Origin of the sequence: Pseudomonas sp. HMWF032 (genome assembly GCF_003060885.1) — a bacterium.
In the GTDB taxonomy this organism is placed as follows: Bacteria; Pseudomonadota; Gammaproteobacteria; order Pseudomonadales; family Pseudomonadaceae; genus Aquipseudomonas.
The window spans coordinates 1468205-1483886 of the sequence record NZ_QAIG01000005.1; the positions used below are offsets into that span (position 1 = coordinate 1468205).

Below are 15682 nucleotides of genomic sequence, written 5' to 3' on the forward strand. Positions count from 1 at the left end.
CCGATGTATAACCTATCGACCAGCCAACCGGCGTCTTTAACGCCCTGGCACCTGGCCTTAGCTATTTTCAGCGCGGCCCCTCCGAACTGTGATCACGGCAACACACTGAAACTCAGTTTGGCGGTTTGGCCACTCTCGTCGAGCACACTGAGCTGATAGCGGCCGGCCCGCGCGAAACTCTGGCTAAGCGCGCTTTCGGCCGTGGTTTCCGCCACCGGTTGGCCGTCGACAAACCACCAGCGCCGGCCACTGCCACCCAACGCAGACAGGCGCAAGCGCAGGGGTTCGGCGCTGCCCGCCGGACGGCGTAAACGGTCGCCTTCGCGTACGCCGACTATCGACAGCGGCGCAGCGACGGGCACATGCCGTGGCGGACACTGCGGATCAACCGCCGGCAGGCGCGCACTGCGGCGCTCACGGCGCGGCAGCCAGGGCTCCAGCGGCGCCGGCCACAACGCCAGGCGCTGTACAGTAGCCCCCAGGCAACTGGCATCCACACGCAGCCCGGCGGCATTCACCCAGAGAATTTCCTGCAGGCCCAAACCCAGCGGCTGATCCTGCGCCGGCAAGGTCGGCGGCGTGGTGCCATCCAGGGTCCAGGCAAAGCGCTGGCGCCGGCAATTGGGATCGCGACTGTCAAGCGGCTGGCCCAGCGGCCAACAGATGGCGGCCACGCCGACCGAGGCCGGCTGTGGATCACCCGGCAAGGCAATGCCGCGCTGGCTGTCGCGGTTGACCAGCAGATCATGCACCTGCAGCAGCAGCGGCGCCGCCGACGCCAAGCCGAACTGGCCGGACACCGGGGTGCCATCAGGCCGGCCGATCCAGATGCCGATCAGGTAGCGCGGCGCCACGCCAATCGCCCAGGCATCACGAAAGCCATAGCTGGTGCCGGTCTTCCAGGCCAGGCTCGGGCGCTGCACCAGGTGCGCGCGCGGATCACGGTCCGGGCGCGCCTGACCGCTGAGAATGCGTCGCACAATCCAGGCCGAACCGGGCGACAACAACCGCCGCTCATGCAGGCCATCCTGCGGCTGAAACCGCAGGCGCGCGGCCATGCCGCCGCGGGCAAAGGCGCTGTAACCGCTGACCAGTTCCTCCAGGCGACTGCCCGCCCCGCCGAGAATCAGCGCCAGGTTGGGTTCAGCCAACAGCGGCAGCAGCAAGGGTACCCCGGCACTGCGCAGTTCACCGGCAAAACGCTTCGGCCCGTAGGCCTCCAGCAGCTGTACAGCGGGCAGATTCAGAGAGGTCGCCAGCGCCTCACTGGCGGACACCGCGCCGCTGAAACCGGCGGCAAAATTGCCTGGGCGGTAATCGCCATAGCGCCGTGGCACATCCTGCAGCAGCGATTCGGAATGGATCAGCCCTTCATCCAGGGCCATGCCGTAGAGAAAGGGTTTCAACGTCGAGCCGGGCGAACGCACCGCGTTGATCATGTCGACATGACCAAAGCGTTTGGTGTCGCCGATATCAATCGAACCCACGTAAGCGCGTACCGCCATGCTCGACTGCTCCACCACCAGAATCGCCGCCGAGGTACGCTCCGGCAACCGCGCCCGCCAACCGAGCAAGAGGTCTTCCAGACGGCGCTGCAAGGCGGCATCAATCGTCGTGCGAATCAGCGGTGGGCTGCCCGCCGTATTCAGCCGCCGCGCCAGCAGCGGGGCCAGGCGCGGGTCCTGACGCGGAGCCAGCAGTACCGGCTCTTCCAGCGCATCGTTGATTGCCGACTGCGGCCAAATCTGAAAACTGGCCAGGCGCTTGAGCACTTTGTCGCGCGCCGCCTGCGCTCGCTCGGGGTGGCGATCGGGGCGCAAACGACTGGGCGCTTGCGGCAGCACAGCGAGCAGCGCGGCTTCGGCGCGGGTCAGCTGGCTCGGCGACTTACCCAGATAAGCCCAACTGGCGGCCGCCACGCCCTGCAAGGTGCCACCAAAGGGCGCGCGATTAAGGTAGAGAGTCAGAATCTCATCCTTGGACAGGTGCCACTCCAGCTGCAGCGTGCGCCACAGCTGCTTGAGTTTGCCGCTGTAGCTGCGCGCATGCGGATCGAGCAGGCGCGCCACCTGCATGGACAATGTACTGCCACCGGACAGTACGCGCCCGCCACTGAGGTTCTGCCAGGCCGCGCGGCCCAGCGCCAGCGGGTTAACCCCGGGGTGCTGATAGAACCAGCGATCCTCATAGGTCAGCAGCGCCTCCAGGTAATAGGGCGATACCTCACTGGCGCTGACCGGATAACGCCAGACGCCGTCATGGTCGGCAAAGCGCCACAGCGGCGCGCCGTCCTCGGCCAACACCACGCGGGCCAGGTCATCACCCGGCACAGGCAGCGGAAATAACCGGTCAGCGGCTGCAAGAACCAGCAGCAGGCACAATGGAATAGCCAGCCAGGGACGACGCAAATACCTCACCAGAACAGCGCGAGCTGCCACCAACCGACCCGTCCCAGAACGCATAGCGCCTCTCTCAACACACATCCCTGAAGCGCCGCACTATACGCGGCGCTGCTCAATAATTCTGGCATCTGCTGGCAACTCGAAACCTGACGTGCAAAAGCGCTACGCCATGGCAGAACATGCCATATCCGCCAGAACACACGAGGAAAAGCACCGCGCTAGAGCTGTTTGCGCCCATTGTTATCTTTTTGCGTCATTTTTTTGATATTCATATTTTTGACGCCTATACCTTGGGTTCGCTGTTAACGCCTGGCTACCCGCCGCGCCAACACCAGTGAAAAACCGTTATCGCCATAAGGCAACGGTCTACTCACGGAGCCATCCTCCGCTTACCCAATGGAGCTACATCAATGCACAGGAAGATCTTCCCGAAAACTTTGCTACTCGCCGCACTTGTTTCCCCCGCCGGCACCTTCGCCGCAGAACTGATTGATCTCTCAACCCTGCCAACCCGCCCCGGTATAGCCGGTACCAGCGACATCCATGATGACCTTGGGCTGCAGCCGGACGAGCTGAACGCCACCCTGAGCGCGCAACTGCCTGGTGGCGCCCAGGTCGTGCGCTATCAACAGTTCTATAAGGGCATCCGGGTGTGGGGCGAAGCCATCACCGAGTTTACCGACGGTAGCCAGCCCCTGCGCAGCGGCCGTCTGGTAAGTGACATCAGCAGCGACCTGGTACGCGATGCAACGCCAACGCTCAGCGCCAAACAAGCCCTGGAAATGGCCAAAAGCCTGAAAGCCAGCGGCCTGCCGAGCGAGAACGAACAGAGCGAACTGGTTGTGCGGCTCGATGCGCAGCAACGCGCACAGCTGGCGTACGTGGTGTCGTTTTTTGTCCCTGGGGCCAAACCTTCACGCCCGTTCTTTATGATCGAAGCCAACAGCGGCGAGCTGCTCGATCAATGGGAAGGCCTCAACCACGCCCAGGCAACCGGCCCGGGTGGCAACCTGAAAAGTGGCCGTTACCTGTATGGAACGGACTACGGGCATCTGTTGGTCAACAACAAGTGCCAGATGGACAGCGGCAATGTCATCACCGTCAACCTCAACCACAGCCTGAATAACAGCAGCACCACACCCTTTCAGTTCGCCTGTTCGTTCAACGATTTCAAGAGCATCAACGGCGCTTTCTCGCCGCTGAACGACGCGCACTACTTCGGTAACGTGGTGTTCCAAATGTATGGCAACTGGTTTGGTGGCCTGCGCCCGCTGCTCAACCGCAAGCTGTATATGAAGGTGCATTACGGCAACGGCTATGAAAATGCCTTCTGGGACGGTCAGGCAATGACCTTCGGCGATGGTCGTAATCGCTTCTACCCACTGGTATCGCTGGACGTCTCCGCCCACGAAGTCAGCCATGGCTTTACCGAGCTGCATTCGGGATTGGTCTACAGCAACCAGTCCGGCGGCATCAATGAAGCGTTCTCCGATATGGCTGGCGAAGCGGCCGAATACTTTATGAAAGGCAAGAATGACTGGAAGGTCGGCTACGACATCTTCAAAGGTGACGGCGCTTTGCGCTATATGGACCAACCCAGCCGTGACGGCCGCTCCATTGACCATGCCGACAAGTACCGCGCGGGAATGGATGTTCACCACTCAAGCGGGGTGTATAACCGCGCGTTCTACCTGCTCAGCCAGAAAGTCGGTTGGAATACCCGCAAAGCATTTGAAGTGTTTGTCGACGCCAACCGTTTTTATTGGACAGAAACCAGCGACTTCAACCGCGGCGCCTGCGGCGTGATCCAGTCGGCGCAGAACCGCAGTTATGGCTCTGCCGACGCCATTGCGGCCTTTGCCGCAGTGGGTGTCAGCTGTCCAACCCTGCTTAACTAAAACGGACTACGCCACAAGCCCCTGTCTCGCTGAGGCAGGGGCTTTTCTATGTCCAGCGCAGGCGGGTCATGTTCTGTAACGCGGCCCTTCTGCCCAATGACTGGCACACTGGCGCGCAGTAGCAATCAACGCAGGGTCGAGTGGAACGAGAACTATGGGTGTAGACGGTTTTTTTGAATCCCTTGGCGAGGCAGTCGGCTCGGTGATCCGCTTTATCGTCGAAGGCTTGAGCGGCTTTTTCGGCATGCTCGGCGGCGCGGTCAGCAGCTTTATCACGGGCATGTCCAAGGCCTTGGGGGTAACGCCATCATTGCTCAGCATCGTGGTGCTGCTGGCCGGTCTCTGGTTGCTGTACCTGGCGGTACGCGCCTTTATCCGCCGCTCGATCATTGCTGGGATGATCTGGCTGGTGCTGGGGTTGTGGTTGCTGAGCGGTCTGATCAGCTAAATCACACCGGCTAAACAACAAGGCCCGCCAACTTGGCGGGCCTTGTGCGTTCTAGCGCTCCTTGACCACCAGACGCCCCGGCGTGGTGCCCAAGGCCTGCCAGTTCGGCCGGTACATCGACTCCACTTGCGGTGGCGGCACGCGGTAGCTTCCCGGGGTAACAGCGCGGGCCAGGTACAGCAGGTGGGTGGTGTCGTAGCCGTTGACATCCAGCGCCGCGACGTAGCGATCACCACGGAACTCCTGGTGCTTGATCGCTGCGTTCTGCATCGACTCACGCCACTCTTTCACTGCACTGCTGGCGTCATCCAGGCTGGCCGAGCTTTGCGCCAGGTTCTGGTTTTCCAACTCCAGGCCTGCCGGCAGCAGGTCAACCACCAAGGCATCCGGTACGCGCTGCTGGGCGGATACGGCCAGGTGCACCAGCACCAGCTCGCCGCTTTGCAGGTTGCTCAGGTCCAGCGCTTCACCGTCCATGCCTAAGTACTCGCGGTAAATGCTGAGGTTTTCACCACCGGCAGCTGGGGCCTGACTGGGGTAACCGGACAGGGTCAGCTGCTGATACAGCGGGGTATCACCCGGTTTGCTCACTGAGTTGCGAATAGTCAGCGGCGCAGCCAGATCACTGCCATCAAGCTTGAGCCCCGGCTGGGCATTGCTCAGCTCGAAGGCCAAGCTGCCGCTTTGCAACGCGGCGCTCCAGCTCGGCTCTGGTTTACTCAGCAGGTTGCGCCCGGCTAGGTACAGCGCGTTGCGCTCCTGGGTCGACAGCCACTGTTGTCCGGCCACTTCATCGGCCAGGTTGAACAGCCGCTCTTCACGGCGATTGCCGGCCAGATCGTGTTCCTCCAACAGGGCCAGAATCAGCGCCTGGTCGCGCAGCGGGCTGCCATAGTCGGCCAGCCAGTTATTGCTCTCGCGACCACGGGCCAGGCCTGCAGCCAGCAGCTCATCAGCGCGCGGCTGATCACCCATTTTTTGCAGGGCCACGGCCAGGTGCACCAGCGGCAAACCGGACAGTGCATCGCTGCGCCGCTCATACAGGCTGCGCAAGGCTCCCAGCGGCGCCTGCTGGCTGCGCGCCAGCACGTAACCGGCGTAGGCCTGCACGGCAAAGCGGCTGTGCTCGGCGTTGTCGCTGTAGTTGACCTCGATCAGGTGACGTTCCTGCAGGTAGCGCAGCAGGCGTTCGTTGGCCTTTTTCAGCGCCTCTTCCGGTACGCCGAAACCCTGTTCACGGGCGCGCAGGAGGAAGTCGCTGACGTAGGCGGTCAGCCAGTATTCCTCTTCGCTGTCCGCGCCCCACAGACCGAAGCTGCCGTTGTAGCGCTGCATGCTCAGCAGACGCTCGATGCCCAACTCGATGGAGCGCTTGCGCTGCTCATCCGGCTCGGCTTCTACGCCTAGGCGCTTCAGCGTGGCCGCATCGGCATACAGCGACGGGTACAAACCACTGGTGGTCTGCTCCAGGCAACCGTATGGATAGGCTTTCAGTGCTCGAATCTGCTCGCCCAGGTTGAGTGGCGGCCGGCTGGAAATCGCCAGCCGCGCTTCCAGCCCTGCCGCCTCGAAGGCACTCAGCGCATTGGCCGGCAGCAGCCAGGGCTCATCTTTGAGCACCGCACGGAAATGCTGCAACTGCGCCGGGTAGGCCGGACGAATGCCCAGCGTCCACTCGCGGCTGAACGGCGGCAGCTCTTCACCCGGCAGAGCCAGGCCGTTGATGCTGACTTTGAAGCGCCCTTGGCCATAACCGCCCAATGCAGTCACCGGAATGCGCAAAATGGTGCGTTGGCCATCGGCCAGGGTGATCGGTGCCACCGCCGCACCGGGGTTCTGCGCCAGACGCAGCTGACCTTCGGCACTCAGTTGCACATCGAGTTTCTGCTCGCGCCCGGACAGGTTGCTCAGGTCCAGGGCCAGGGTGGTTTCATCGCCGCCAGCGAGGAAGCGCGGCGCGGACAGCTCGGCGATCAGCGGCGCAGCAACCACTGTCTTGCCTTCGCCCATGCCGTAGTGCTCATCGGTCCAGGCTTGTGCCATCAGACGCAGTTCGCCGTTGAAGTCGGGGATATTCAGGCTGACTTCGCCTTCACCCTGTTCGTTCAGTTTCAACGGTTGGCTCTGCAGCGCGACGATCAGCACGCTGGTATCCGGGCGCTTGCCGCCACCGGCCAGCGCCGCGTCACCGCCGAAGGCCAGCTTGGCCACCCGGCCTTGGCCGGCTTCGATCAACTGCCCATAGATGTCCAACTGATCCGCGCCATAGGCCTTGCGCCCGAAGAAGTTGGCGAACGGATCGGGCGTCGCGTAGTCGGTGATATTGAGGATGCCGACATCCACCGCGGCCACCAGCACCTGCGCCTGTTTCGGGATACTGCCGTCGGCGTTGCGCGCCTGCACCTTGACCTTGAGCGGCTGATTGGGGCGCATCTTCTCCGCCGCGGTGAGGCTCAGCGCCAGTTTGCGCGGCGCACGTTCCAGCGGCAGATGCAGCAGGCCGACCGCACGTTTAGGGGTGGCATTGCTCTTGCGCTCGCCGGGACGGATCACCAGGGCGCTGACATACAGGTCATGCCGTGCCCAGTCCTTGGCAATCGGAATGTCGAAGGTCTTGCCCTCGGCCGGCACCTCGATCTCTTCCCACCACAGCGGCCCTTCGCTGGACTCCACCATCAGGTAGCCCTTGCCCGCAGAAGGTGGGGTAACGGTGACCTGGGCGGTGTCGCCATCGACGTACGCCGGTTTATCCAGCGCCAGCTTGACCTGATCCGGGCGCACGGCGCCGCCGTCGGCGTTGTCCTGCCAGCGGTAGCCGGCCCAGAAACGCAGGCTGCTGAGCAGGCCAGTCTGCGCATCAATCACTTCGACGCGGTACGGGCCCCACTCCACCGGGAAGCTGATCTTGGCGGTGCCACCGGCAGCGACCTTGAGGGTTTCTTCGTTAAGGGTGAGGAATTTCTCGGTGTAGTTGTGGCTCCAGCCATCGCTCTCGGAGAAGTTCCAGAAGTAGTCACGGCGCTCGCGAATCAGGCGCACGCTGAGCTGATCAGCCGCCAGCTTGTTGCCCTCGGCATCGGCCACCAGCACTTCGAACTCGGCCAGGCTGTCGGCGTCCACTTCTTCGCCGTCAAACAGCCCGCGCACCCCCGGCAGGCGCTCGGCCGGCCAGACCGGCTGGACAATCCGCCGGGTAATCGCCCGACCACCAGACTCCTGCAGGCTGGCTTGCAGAATCAAACGCAGCGGCGATTTGGCATCGCTCCAACGGCTTTCGATATCCAGACTGGCCTTGCCCTGCTCGTCGAGGCTGGTTTCATCCAGCTCGATGTCCTCGCTCAACTCTTCTTCGGTAACCGAACCGAACTGATAGCCCGGCAAACTCGCCACCGCCTCACGCAGCGGGCGCACATAGAGCTGGCCGCTGAGGCGATTGCCAGCGGCCGGTGCGCCATACAGGTAGCGTCCCGTCACGTCGAACTGGGCATTTTCTGCCGGGCTGTAAGGCACGTCGCTGCCCTTGAGCTCCAGGGCCATGCGCTCGGGCAGGAAGTCTTCCACGGAGAACTCGTAGAGCTGCTGACGACCATCGCCGAGGTCGAACAGCAACTGCCAGCGTCCGGTCGGCGCTTCGTCGGCCAGTTGCAGCTGGTATTGGTACAGACCGCTGTCATCGGCCTGCCAGACGAACTTGCGGCTGACCTGCTCATCCGGCCGGCGCACTTCCACATTTACCGGCTGGGCTTTTACCGCGCGGCCATCGGCGTCACGCAGCAGGCCGTTGAGCAGCACGGTCTCGCCAGGGCGATAAAGGTCACGTGGGCCGAACACGAAGAACTGTAACGGGTGGGCGACAGGGCCGGCGATATCGAACTCGGCCAGATCCAGCGCGGCGGTGTTCAGGCGTAGCAGGCTGGTCTGTTCACCCTGATGAGCCAGCAGCACTTCGGCCTTGGGCGGCAACGGCAGTTCGCCATGGCCAGCGCCATCGGTCTTGCCTTCGGCCAGCACCTGGCCTTCGGCATCAAGGATTTCCAGGCGCACATCGCCGAGGGCATCACCGCCGGCCAGGGCCTGGGTGAAGACATCAATACGATTCTGATAGCGCCGTGCGGACAGGCCGATATCACTCAGGGTGAACAGCGTGGCCGGTTGCGAGTAGTTGTAGCTGCCCGCTTCACGCATCACCGCCAGGTACACGCCGGGCTGCTTGAAGGGTTCCAGGCCGGCAATTGGCAGCAACAGGGTTTCGCGGGTGTTGCGCGCCGGGTTCAGGTCAAAGCGGCCACCGTAGACCAGCTCGGCCATCGGCAGCAGGCTGCGGGCTTCCCAGTTATCCAGATTGCTCGCGCGGCCCCAGCGGTTGAGGAAGGCCGGCAGCGATTCGGGTTTGATGCGGAAGAACTCGACATTCACCTTATCAACGTTCAGCGCAATCACCGGCAGGCCTTCGGCAAGGCGCGTCGGCAGCAGGGAACCCCGACTGGCGAAGCCGACGCTGGCTTGCAGGTCGTGGGTTTCCAGGCGAGTGACCTGCTCGGCGGCGAGGCTTTTGCCATTCAGCCCGAGCAGCCCGGCATCCACCGTCAGCACCAGCTTGCGCTGCGGCTCCAGGTGGCGCAGGCGCACCTCCATCAGGTTGTCGCTCAATTCCCAGGCACCGTCGACCTTGCCGTCTTTGCTATCCACCAGATGCAGGCGCTCGGCGAGCTTTTGCTCGGGATCGAGCGGCACCGAGAAGCTGATCGACAGGGTGCTGGCGCCCTCAAGTTGCACTTCCGAGACATCCACCACGGTCAGTTCACGGCCGGCGTAGCGTTCGGCCAGTGCTTGGCGGTCGACCGCCGGTTTGGCGGCCTCGCTGCTCGCGGAGGGCGCGTGGGTCGCCGTCACTTCGGCAGGCCCAGGGGTGGATGAATCACAGGCGCTGAGCAGACTCAGGACAAGTGCCAGAAGCAGTCCATTCTTCGGCATTGCGGGGCTCCAACAAGGGTAGATGCAGAGGCCTGACACTATAGTCGAGACGCTTGTGCAGAACTAAGCGCATGTACGCAAAATTTCGCGCCAGCACAGGCCGGTCGTTCCGTGTTTAATAACCCGTCTGTGACACAGCTGTGCATGTCGTTGCAGTTCTGCCAACCCTGTTTGAGAGCGCCTTTGCTAAACGCCGTACGCGATGCCTGGCAGCACACGCCCACCCACAACCGGGTGTGGGCCCTGGCGGCACCGATGATCCTCTGCAACCTCTCGGTGCCGCTGGTGGCGCTGGTCGACAGTGCGGTGATCGGCCATCTGCCGCACGCCCACCAATTGGCTGCGGTAGCCGTGGGCGGCAGCCTGTATACCCTGCTGACCTGGGCGGTAGGTTTCCTGCGCATGGGCACCACCGGGTTCAGCGCTCAAGCCGCCGGACGCAACGACGGGGGTGCGCTGCGTCAGGTGTTGCTGCAGGGTCTGCTGCTCGGCGTGCTGCTGGCGGTGGTGCTGATCGGCCTGGCCATTCCGTTGAGCAGCGCCGCCCTGGCGCTGATGCAGCCTTCAGCGCAACTTGATGAACTGGCGCGTAGCTACCTGTATATCCGCCTATTTGGCCTTCCCGCAGCGCTGACCACCTATGCCCTGGTTGGCTGGCTGCTGGGGACGCAGAACGCGCGCGGACCGCTGGCCATTCTGCTGACCACCAACCTGTTGAATGTCGCCCTCGATCTGCTGTTTGTCCTCGGCCTGCACTGGGGCGTGGCCGGTGCCGCCTGGGCGTCGGTGATTGCCGAGTGGAGCGGTGCCCTGCTCGGCCTGTACCTGGCACGCCGCGCCTTGCGTGCCTACAGCGGTAGGCTGGACTGGGCCGCACTGCGCCGCTGGCTGAACTGGCGCCCGCTGCTGGCGGTCAACCGCGACATCTTTATCCGCACCCTGGCCCTGCAGGCGGTGTTCTTTCTGATCACCGTTCAGGGCACACGCCTGGGCGATGCGACGGTGGCGGCCAATGCCCTGCTGCTCAACGGCCTGCTGTTGACGGCCCATGCCCTGGATGGCCTGGCCCATGCGCTGGAAGCCCTGTGCGGACACGCACTGGGCGCGCGGGACCGACAGGTGCTGCGGCGCACGCTCATCGTCACGGGTGGTTGGTCATTGCTTGCGAGCCTGGGGTTTGCGCTGTTATTCCTGCTCGGCGGGCACTGGTTTATCAGCCTGCAGACCGATATCGCGGCAGTGCGCGAAACCGCATTCGCCTACCTGCCGTACCTCGCCCTGCTGCCGCTGATTGCGGTCTGGAGCTACCTGCTCGACGGCCTGTTTATCGGTGCCACCCGCGCCCGCGAGATGCGCAACGCCATGCTCCTTGCGCTGCTGCTCAGCCTGCCGCTGGCCTGGGCCCTGCAACCGCTGGGTAACCAGGGCTTGTGGCTGGCCTTCCTGATTTTTATGGGGCTGCGCAGCCTGTGCCTGGGTGGCTATGCTTATCACCTGAGCCGTGCCGACCAATGGTTCGCCCCCAGCCCATCAGGAGCACCCCATGCTCAGCCCTGAAATGCCCTGCGATGAAGTCCTGCGCCAGCAGATTCTCGATGACAACGAATTGCTCGACACACCCGCCGACCCTTACCTCGACACCTTGGTGCGGGTGGTACGCGAGGTCTTCGCGGTCAAGACCGTACTGATCAGCCTGATCGACCATGACCGCCAGTGGTTCAAGTCACGCATCGGTCTGGACATCACCGAAACCCCGCGAACCATCTCCTTCTGCGCCCACGCGATTCTCGACACCCAGCCGCTGATTGTCGAAGACACCTACAACGACCTGCGTTTTCACGACAATCCGGTGGTGATCAACAACCCGCAGATCCGTTTCTATGCCGGCCAACCGCTGTTCTCCGAAGAGGGTCAGCCGCTCGGCACCCTGTGCCTGATCGACCCGGCCCCCCGGCAACTGAGCGACAAACAGCTGCGCCTGTTTATCGACATGGCCGTGCTGGTGGAGGGCTACCTGAAACTGCGCCATGTCAGCGCTCAGACTGAACAGCTGCGCGCGGCCCTGAGCCGCGAACAGCGCAAGACCATGCTCGACCCGCTGACCCAGCTGTGGAACCGCGCCGGCCTTGATCACTTCCTGCCCAGGCACCAGCAGCAGGCCGACGAACTGGGTTTGAGCCTCGGCGTGCTGTTCTGCGACCTCGATTACTTCAAGAAGGTTAACGACAACCACGGCCACGCCGCCGGCGATCAGGTGCTGTGGGAAACTGCGCGACGCATCAGCGCTGCCGTACGCCCGCAGGATGTAGTCACCCGCAGTGGCGGCGAGGAGTTCGTGGTGCTGCTGCTGGTGCATGACACACACGAGCTGCTGCAGATTGCCGAGCGGATTCGCAACACCCTGAGCAAGGAGCCAGTGGAAACCGACAACCAGCCACTGCACCTGACCATCAGCATCGGCGCGGCCCTGCGCAGCGCCGGGGAACCACCCAGCAGCACCATGAAACGCGCCGACCAGGCTCTCTATCAGGCCAAGGGCAATGGCCGTAACCGGGTTGAATTCGCCCACTGACCCTAGAAAGGATGCCCACATGGCCCAAGCACTGGCTGCCTACCTGCATTACCTGTCGATTTTCGTGCTGTTCGCCCTGCTCAGCGTCGAGCATGTGCAATTCAAACTGCCGCTGGACGTGCGCCGCGCACGCAGCCTGATCATCACCGATATCGCTTACGGCATCAGTGCCGGGGTGGTGCTGTTTACTGGCCTGGCGCGGGTGCTCTGGTACGGCAAGGGCCTGGGCTACTACCTGAGCAACAGCCTGTTTCACGCCAAAGTCGGCCTGTTTATCCTGGTCGGGCTGATTTCCGTGGTGCCGACTTTTGTCTTCCTCAACTGGCGCAACAGCCTCAAGGCCGGCGAAGTGCCGCAGGTCAGCCCCGCCAAGGCGCGCCTGGTGATCCTGGTGATTCGCCTGGAGCTGTTGCTGCTGCTGACCATCCCATTACTGGCAGTCATGATGGCACGCGGTCACGGCGTCATCGGCTGACCGCCGGCTGAATAAGCAACCGTCTTGTGGGAAGGGCTTTAGCCGCGATAACCCCTCGCCGCTAAAGCGCCCCAAAGACCCCGATCACGCCCACTGATTTGCCCGCGCGCCATGGCTCTGCTAGTGTCGCGCCGGTTCCAATTCCCCGATCTACCCCGAGATATCCGCCATGGCCGCCCGCAAAAAAGCCGCGCTCGACTTCGAGCAATCCCTGACCGATCTGCAGAACCTGGTCGAGCGTCTGGAAAACGGCGAGCTGTCGCTGGAAGACTCGTTGACGGCCTTCGAGCAAGGCGTGCGCCTGACCCGTGATTGCCAGGCGGCCCTGGCTCAGGCCGAACAGAAAGTGCAGATCCTCATGGAACGCGACGGCGAGCTGGAGGAAGCCCCCTTCGACGCGGACCAACAGGCATGATTGCGGCCTACCAGAGCAGCTGCCAACGCCGCGTCGATGCCGCCCTGGAAAATCTCCTGAGCAGCCCACGCCCCGAGCTGGAACGTCTCTACGCCGCCATGCGCTACAGCCTGTTTAATGGCGGCAAGCGCGTGCGCCCCCTGCTGGTGTACGCCGCTTGCGAAGCCCTCGGCGGCACTCCTGAACGGGCCAACACGGCGGCCTGTGCAGTCGAGTTGATTCACGCCTACTCGCTGGTGCATGACGACCTGCCGGCCATGGACGATGATGACCTGCGCCGCGGCCAGCCGACCACGCATATCGCCTTCGATGAAGCCTGCGCGATTCTTGCTGGCGACGGCCTGCAGAGCCTGGCCTTTGAAGTGCTCGCTGACGCCACACACAACCCGCATGACGCCGACCTGCGTCTGGCCATGCTCAGCGCCCTGGCGCGCGCCGCTGGCCCGGCCGGCATGGTAGGCGGGCAAGCCATCGACCTCGGCTCAGTGGGCCAGACCCTCGACCAGAACGCACTGGAAATCATGCACCGGCACAAAACCGGCGCGCTGATCGAAGCCAGCGTACAGCTCGGCGCATTGGCCAGTGGCCGGGCTGATGAGCACGCACTAAAAGCCCTGCACACCTACGCCCGCGCCATCGGCCTGGCCTTCCAGGTGCAGGACGATATCCTCGACGTGGAAAGCGACACCGCCACCCTGGGCAAAACCCAGGGCAAGGACCAGGCCCACGACAAGCCGACCTACCCGGCCCTGCTCGGCCTCGACGCGGCCAAGGCCTACGCCCTGGAACTGCGCGACCAGGCACTGCACGCCCTGCGCCGATTCGATCAGGCTGCAGAGCCGCTGCGCGATCTGGCGCGCTATATCGTCGAACGACGCAGCTAGCCCATCAGCGCTTTATCACCCGTATCAATAGCCCAACCCTCACCCGCTAAGGCTTGGTTTACCTCGCCCACAGAGCGCCTAAGATGGCTGCAGAATAAAAATCTGGAGCCATCATGCCCGTTACGACTGCGCCCTTCGCCGCCCTGCTGATCGCCAACCGAGGCGAAATCGCCATCCGCATCGCCCGCGCCGCCAGTGAGCTGGGCATCCGCTCGGTCGCCCTCTACGCCGAAGACGATGCCACCTCTCTGCATGTGCGCCAGGCCGATAGCGCTGTGGCGCTCAAGGGCCGTGGCGTACCGGCTTACCTGGATATGGACCAGCTGATCGAGATTGCCCTGGCGCAGGGCTGCGATGCCGTACACCCCGGCTATGGCTTTCTCGCGGAGAACGCCGAATTCGCCCGCCGCTGCCAGACCGCTGGGCTGTGTTTTGTCGGCCCCAGCAGCGAGGTGCTGCAACTGTTTGGCGATAAGGCCGCGGCGCGGGCGTTAGCCGAACGCTGCGCCGTGCCGCTGGTGGCGGGGATCAATCGGCCGATCAGCCTGGAGGAAGCCCGTGGCTTTCTCGTTGAACATGACGCCGTCATGCTCAAGGCCCTGGCGGGTGGCGGCGGCCGTGGCATGCGCCCGGTGTTCAGTGCTGACGAGCTGGACGAGGCCTTTGCCCGCTGCCAATCCGAAGCCCGCGCCGCCTTTGGCAACGATGCGCTGTATATCGAACAGCTGGTCAACCAGGCCCGGCATATCGAAATTCAGGTACTGGGCGACAGCACGGGCGCGGTGAGCCATCTGTGGGAGCGCGACTGCAGCCTGCAACGTCGCCAGCAGAAGCTGGTGGAAATCGCCCCCAGCCCGGACCTGCCCGCGGCCACCCGCGAAGGGATGATCGCGGCCGCGCTGAAACTAGCCGGTGCAGCGAAGTACCAGGGCCTGGGCACCTTCGAATTTCTGCTGGATGCCGAGCAGCCAGAACGCTTTTACTTTATGGAAGCCAACCCGCGCATTCAGGTCGAGCACACCGTCACCGAGCAGGTCACCGGCGTCGATCTGCTGCACACCCAGCTCAAACTGGCCGCCGGCCACACCTTGGCCGAGCTCGGCCTGCTGCAACCACCGCCGCTTAATGGCTGCGCCGTGCAGCTGCGGATCAACCTGGAAAGCATGAGTGCCGATGGCAGCACCCGCCCGGCCGCTGGCACCCTGACGGCCTACCAGCCGCCCAGCGGTCCCGGTCTGCGTGTGGATGGCTATGGTTACGCCGGCTACCCGGTCAGCCCCAGTTACGACTCACTGCTGGCCAAGCTGATCGCCCATGCACCGGACTACCCCAGCGCGCTGCGCCGCGCCTACCGTGCACTGTGCGAATTTCGCCTGGAAGGCGTGGCGAGCAACCTACACCTGCTGCAGAACCTGCTGCGCCTACCGCAGGTGGCGAGCTATCAGCTGACCACGCGCTTTGTCGAAAGCCATCTGAACGAGCTGCTGGCCGTGCAAGACCAGGCTCATCCGCACCGTTTTTTGCCGCTACGCAGAGCGCCGGCCCAGCCGCTGAAACAGTCGCGGACGCACCGTCAGGCTGCCTGCCCCTGCTGACCCACAGCACGGGTGTGGT

The 15682-nt window shown here is 63.6% G+C and carries 9 protein-coding genes and 1 pseudogene; 8 read left to right on the forward strand and 2 right to left on the reverse strand.

Features of this window, described 5'->3' with window-relative positions; genetic code table 11:
• Nucleotides 1–92: 92 nt before the first annotated feature.
• Nucleotides 93–2462, reverse strand: a complete 2370-nt coding sequence (pbpC, locus tag DBR00_RS09465) for a peptidoglycan glycosyltransferase PbpC (protein ID WP_177479941.1) — start codon at nt 2460–2462, stop codon at nt 93–95.
• A gap of 350 nt (nt 2463–2812) precedes the next feature.
• Here pbpC and DBR00_RS09470 point away from each other — a divergent pair, with 350 nt between their 5' ends.
• Complete coding sequence (locus DBR00_RS09470; RefSeq protein ID WP_108488247.1) at nt 2813–4300, forward strand: M4 family metallopeptidase; 1488 nt, start codon at nt 2813–2815, stop codon at nt 4298–4300.
• Nucleotides 4301–4454: 154 nt separating this feature from the next.
• Nucleotides 4455–4748 carry a hypothetical protein gene (locus DBR00_RS09475; protein ID WP_108488246.1) on the forward strand — a complete coding sequence of 98 codons (294 nt, stop codon included), beginning with the start codon at nt 4455–4457 and terminating at the stop codon, nt 4746–4748.
• 51 nt (nt 4749–4799) lie between these two features.
• On the opposite strand, the gene DBR00_RS09480 is transcribed toward DBR00_RS09475, so the two are convergent.
• Nucleotides 4800–9722, reverse strand: a complete 4923-nt coding sequence (locus DBR00_RS09480) for an alpha-2-macroglobulin (protein ID WP_108488245.1) — start codon at nt 9720–9722, stop codon at nt 4800–4802.
• A 144-nt stretch (nt 9723–9866) separates the two neighbouring features.
• On the opposite strand from DBR00_RS09480, the gene DBR00_RS09485 reads away from it, so the two are divergent.
• The 6 genes and pseudogenes from DBR00_RS09485 to DBR00_RS20995 all read left to right on the forward strand — a co-directional run.
• A complete protein-coding gene (locus DBR00_RS09485) occupies nt 9867–11279 on the forward strand; it encodes an MATE family efflux transporter (RefSeq protein ID WP_108538045.1) in 1413 nt (470 codons plus the stop codon).
• Nucleotides 11266–12294 (forward strand): sensor domain-containing diguanylate cyclase, encoded by a 1029-nt coding sequence (locus tag DBR00_RS09490; RefSeq protein ID WP_108489655.1) that lies wholly within the window; start codon nt 11266–11268, stop codon nt 12292–12294. Before DBR00_RS09485 ends, DBR00_RS09490 begins: the two co-directional genes overlap by 14 nt.
• Nucleotides 12295–12313: 19 nt before the next feature.
• On the forward strand, nt 12314–12769 hold the full coding sequence (locus DBR00_RS09495; protein ID WP_108489656.1) for a DUF2214 family protein: 456 nt from the start codon (nt 12314–12316) through the stop codon (nt 12767–12769).
• Nucleotides 12770–12938: 169 nt separating this feature from the next.
• Complete coding sequence (locus DBR00_RS09500) at nt 12939–13184, forward strand: exodeoxyribonuclease VII small subunit (RefSeq protein WP_090255704.1); 246 nt, start codon at nt 12939–12941, stop codon at nt 13182–13184.
• A complete protein-coding gene (gene ispA, locus DBR00_RS09505) occupies nt 13181–14068 on the forward strand; it encodes a (2E,6E)-farnesyl diphosphate synthase (protein WP_108489657.1) in 888 nt (295 codons plus the stop codon). Before DBR00_RS09500 ends, ispA begins: the two co-directional genes overlap by 4 nt.
• 113 nt (nt 14069–14181) lie before the next feature.
• A pseudogene (locus tag DBR00_RS20995) lies at nt 14182–15660 on the forward strand (acetyl/propionyl/methylcrotonyl-CoA carboxylase subunit alpha); the annotation flags it as partial.
• Between the last annotated feature and the right edge of the window lie 22 nt (nt 15661–15682).

Excerpts from the sequence above, each read along its gene's own strand:
- DBR00_RS09480 (WP_108488245.1), bottom strand. The coding sequence starts at position 9,722 with ATGCCGAAGAATGGACTGCTTCTGGCACTTGTCCTGAGTCTGCTCAGC.
- DBR00_RS09470 (WP_108488247.1), top strand. The coding sequence starts at position 2,813 with ATGCACAGGAAGATCTTCCCGAAAACTTTGCTACTCGCCGCACTTGTT.
- pbpC (WP_177479941.1), bottom strand. The coding sequence starts at position 2,462 with ATGCGTTCTGGGACGGGTCGGTTGGTGGCAGCTCGCGCTGTTCTGGTG.
- DBR00_RS09485 (WP_108538045.1), top strand. The coding sequence starts at position 9,867 with ATGTCGTTGCAGTTCTGCCAACCCTGTTTGAGAGCGCCTTTGCTAAAC.
- DBR00_RS09475 (WP_108488246.1), top strand. The coding sequence starts at position 4,455 with ATGGGTGTAGACGGTTTTTTTGAATCCCTTGGCGAGGCAGTCGGCTCG.
- DBR00_RS09495 (WP_108489656.1), top strand. The coding sequence starts at position 12,314 with ATGGCCCAAGCACTGGCTGCCTACCTGCATTACCTGTCGATTTTCGTG.
- DBR00_RS09490 (WP_108489655.1), top strand. The coding sequence starts at position 11,266 with ATGCTCAGCCCTGAAATGCCCTGCGATGAAGTCCTGCGCCAGCAGATT.
- DBR00_RS09500 (WP_090255704.1), top strand. The coding sequence starts at position 12,939 with ATGGCCGCCCGCAAAAAAGCCGCGCTCGACTTCGAGCAATCCCTGACC.
- ispA (WP_108489657.1), top strand. The coding sequence starts at position 13,181 with ATGATTGCGGCCTACCAGAGCAGCTGCCAACGCCGCGTCGATGCCGCC.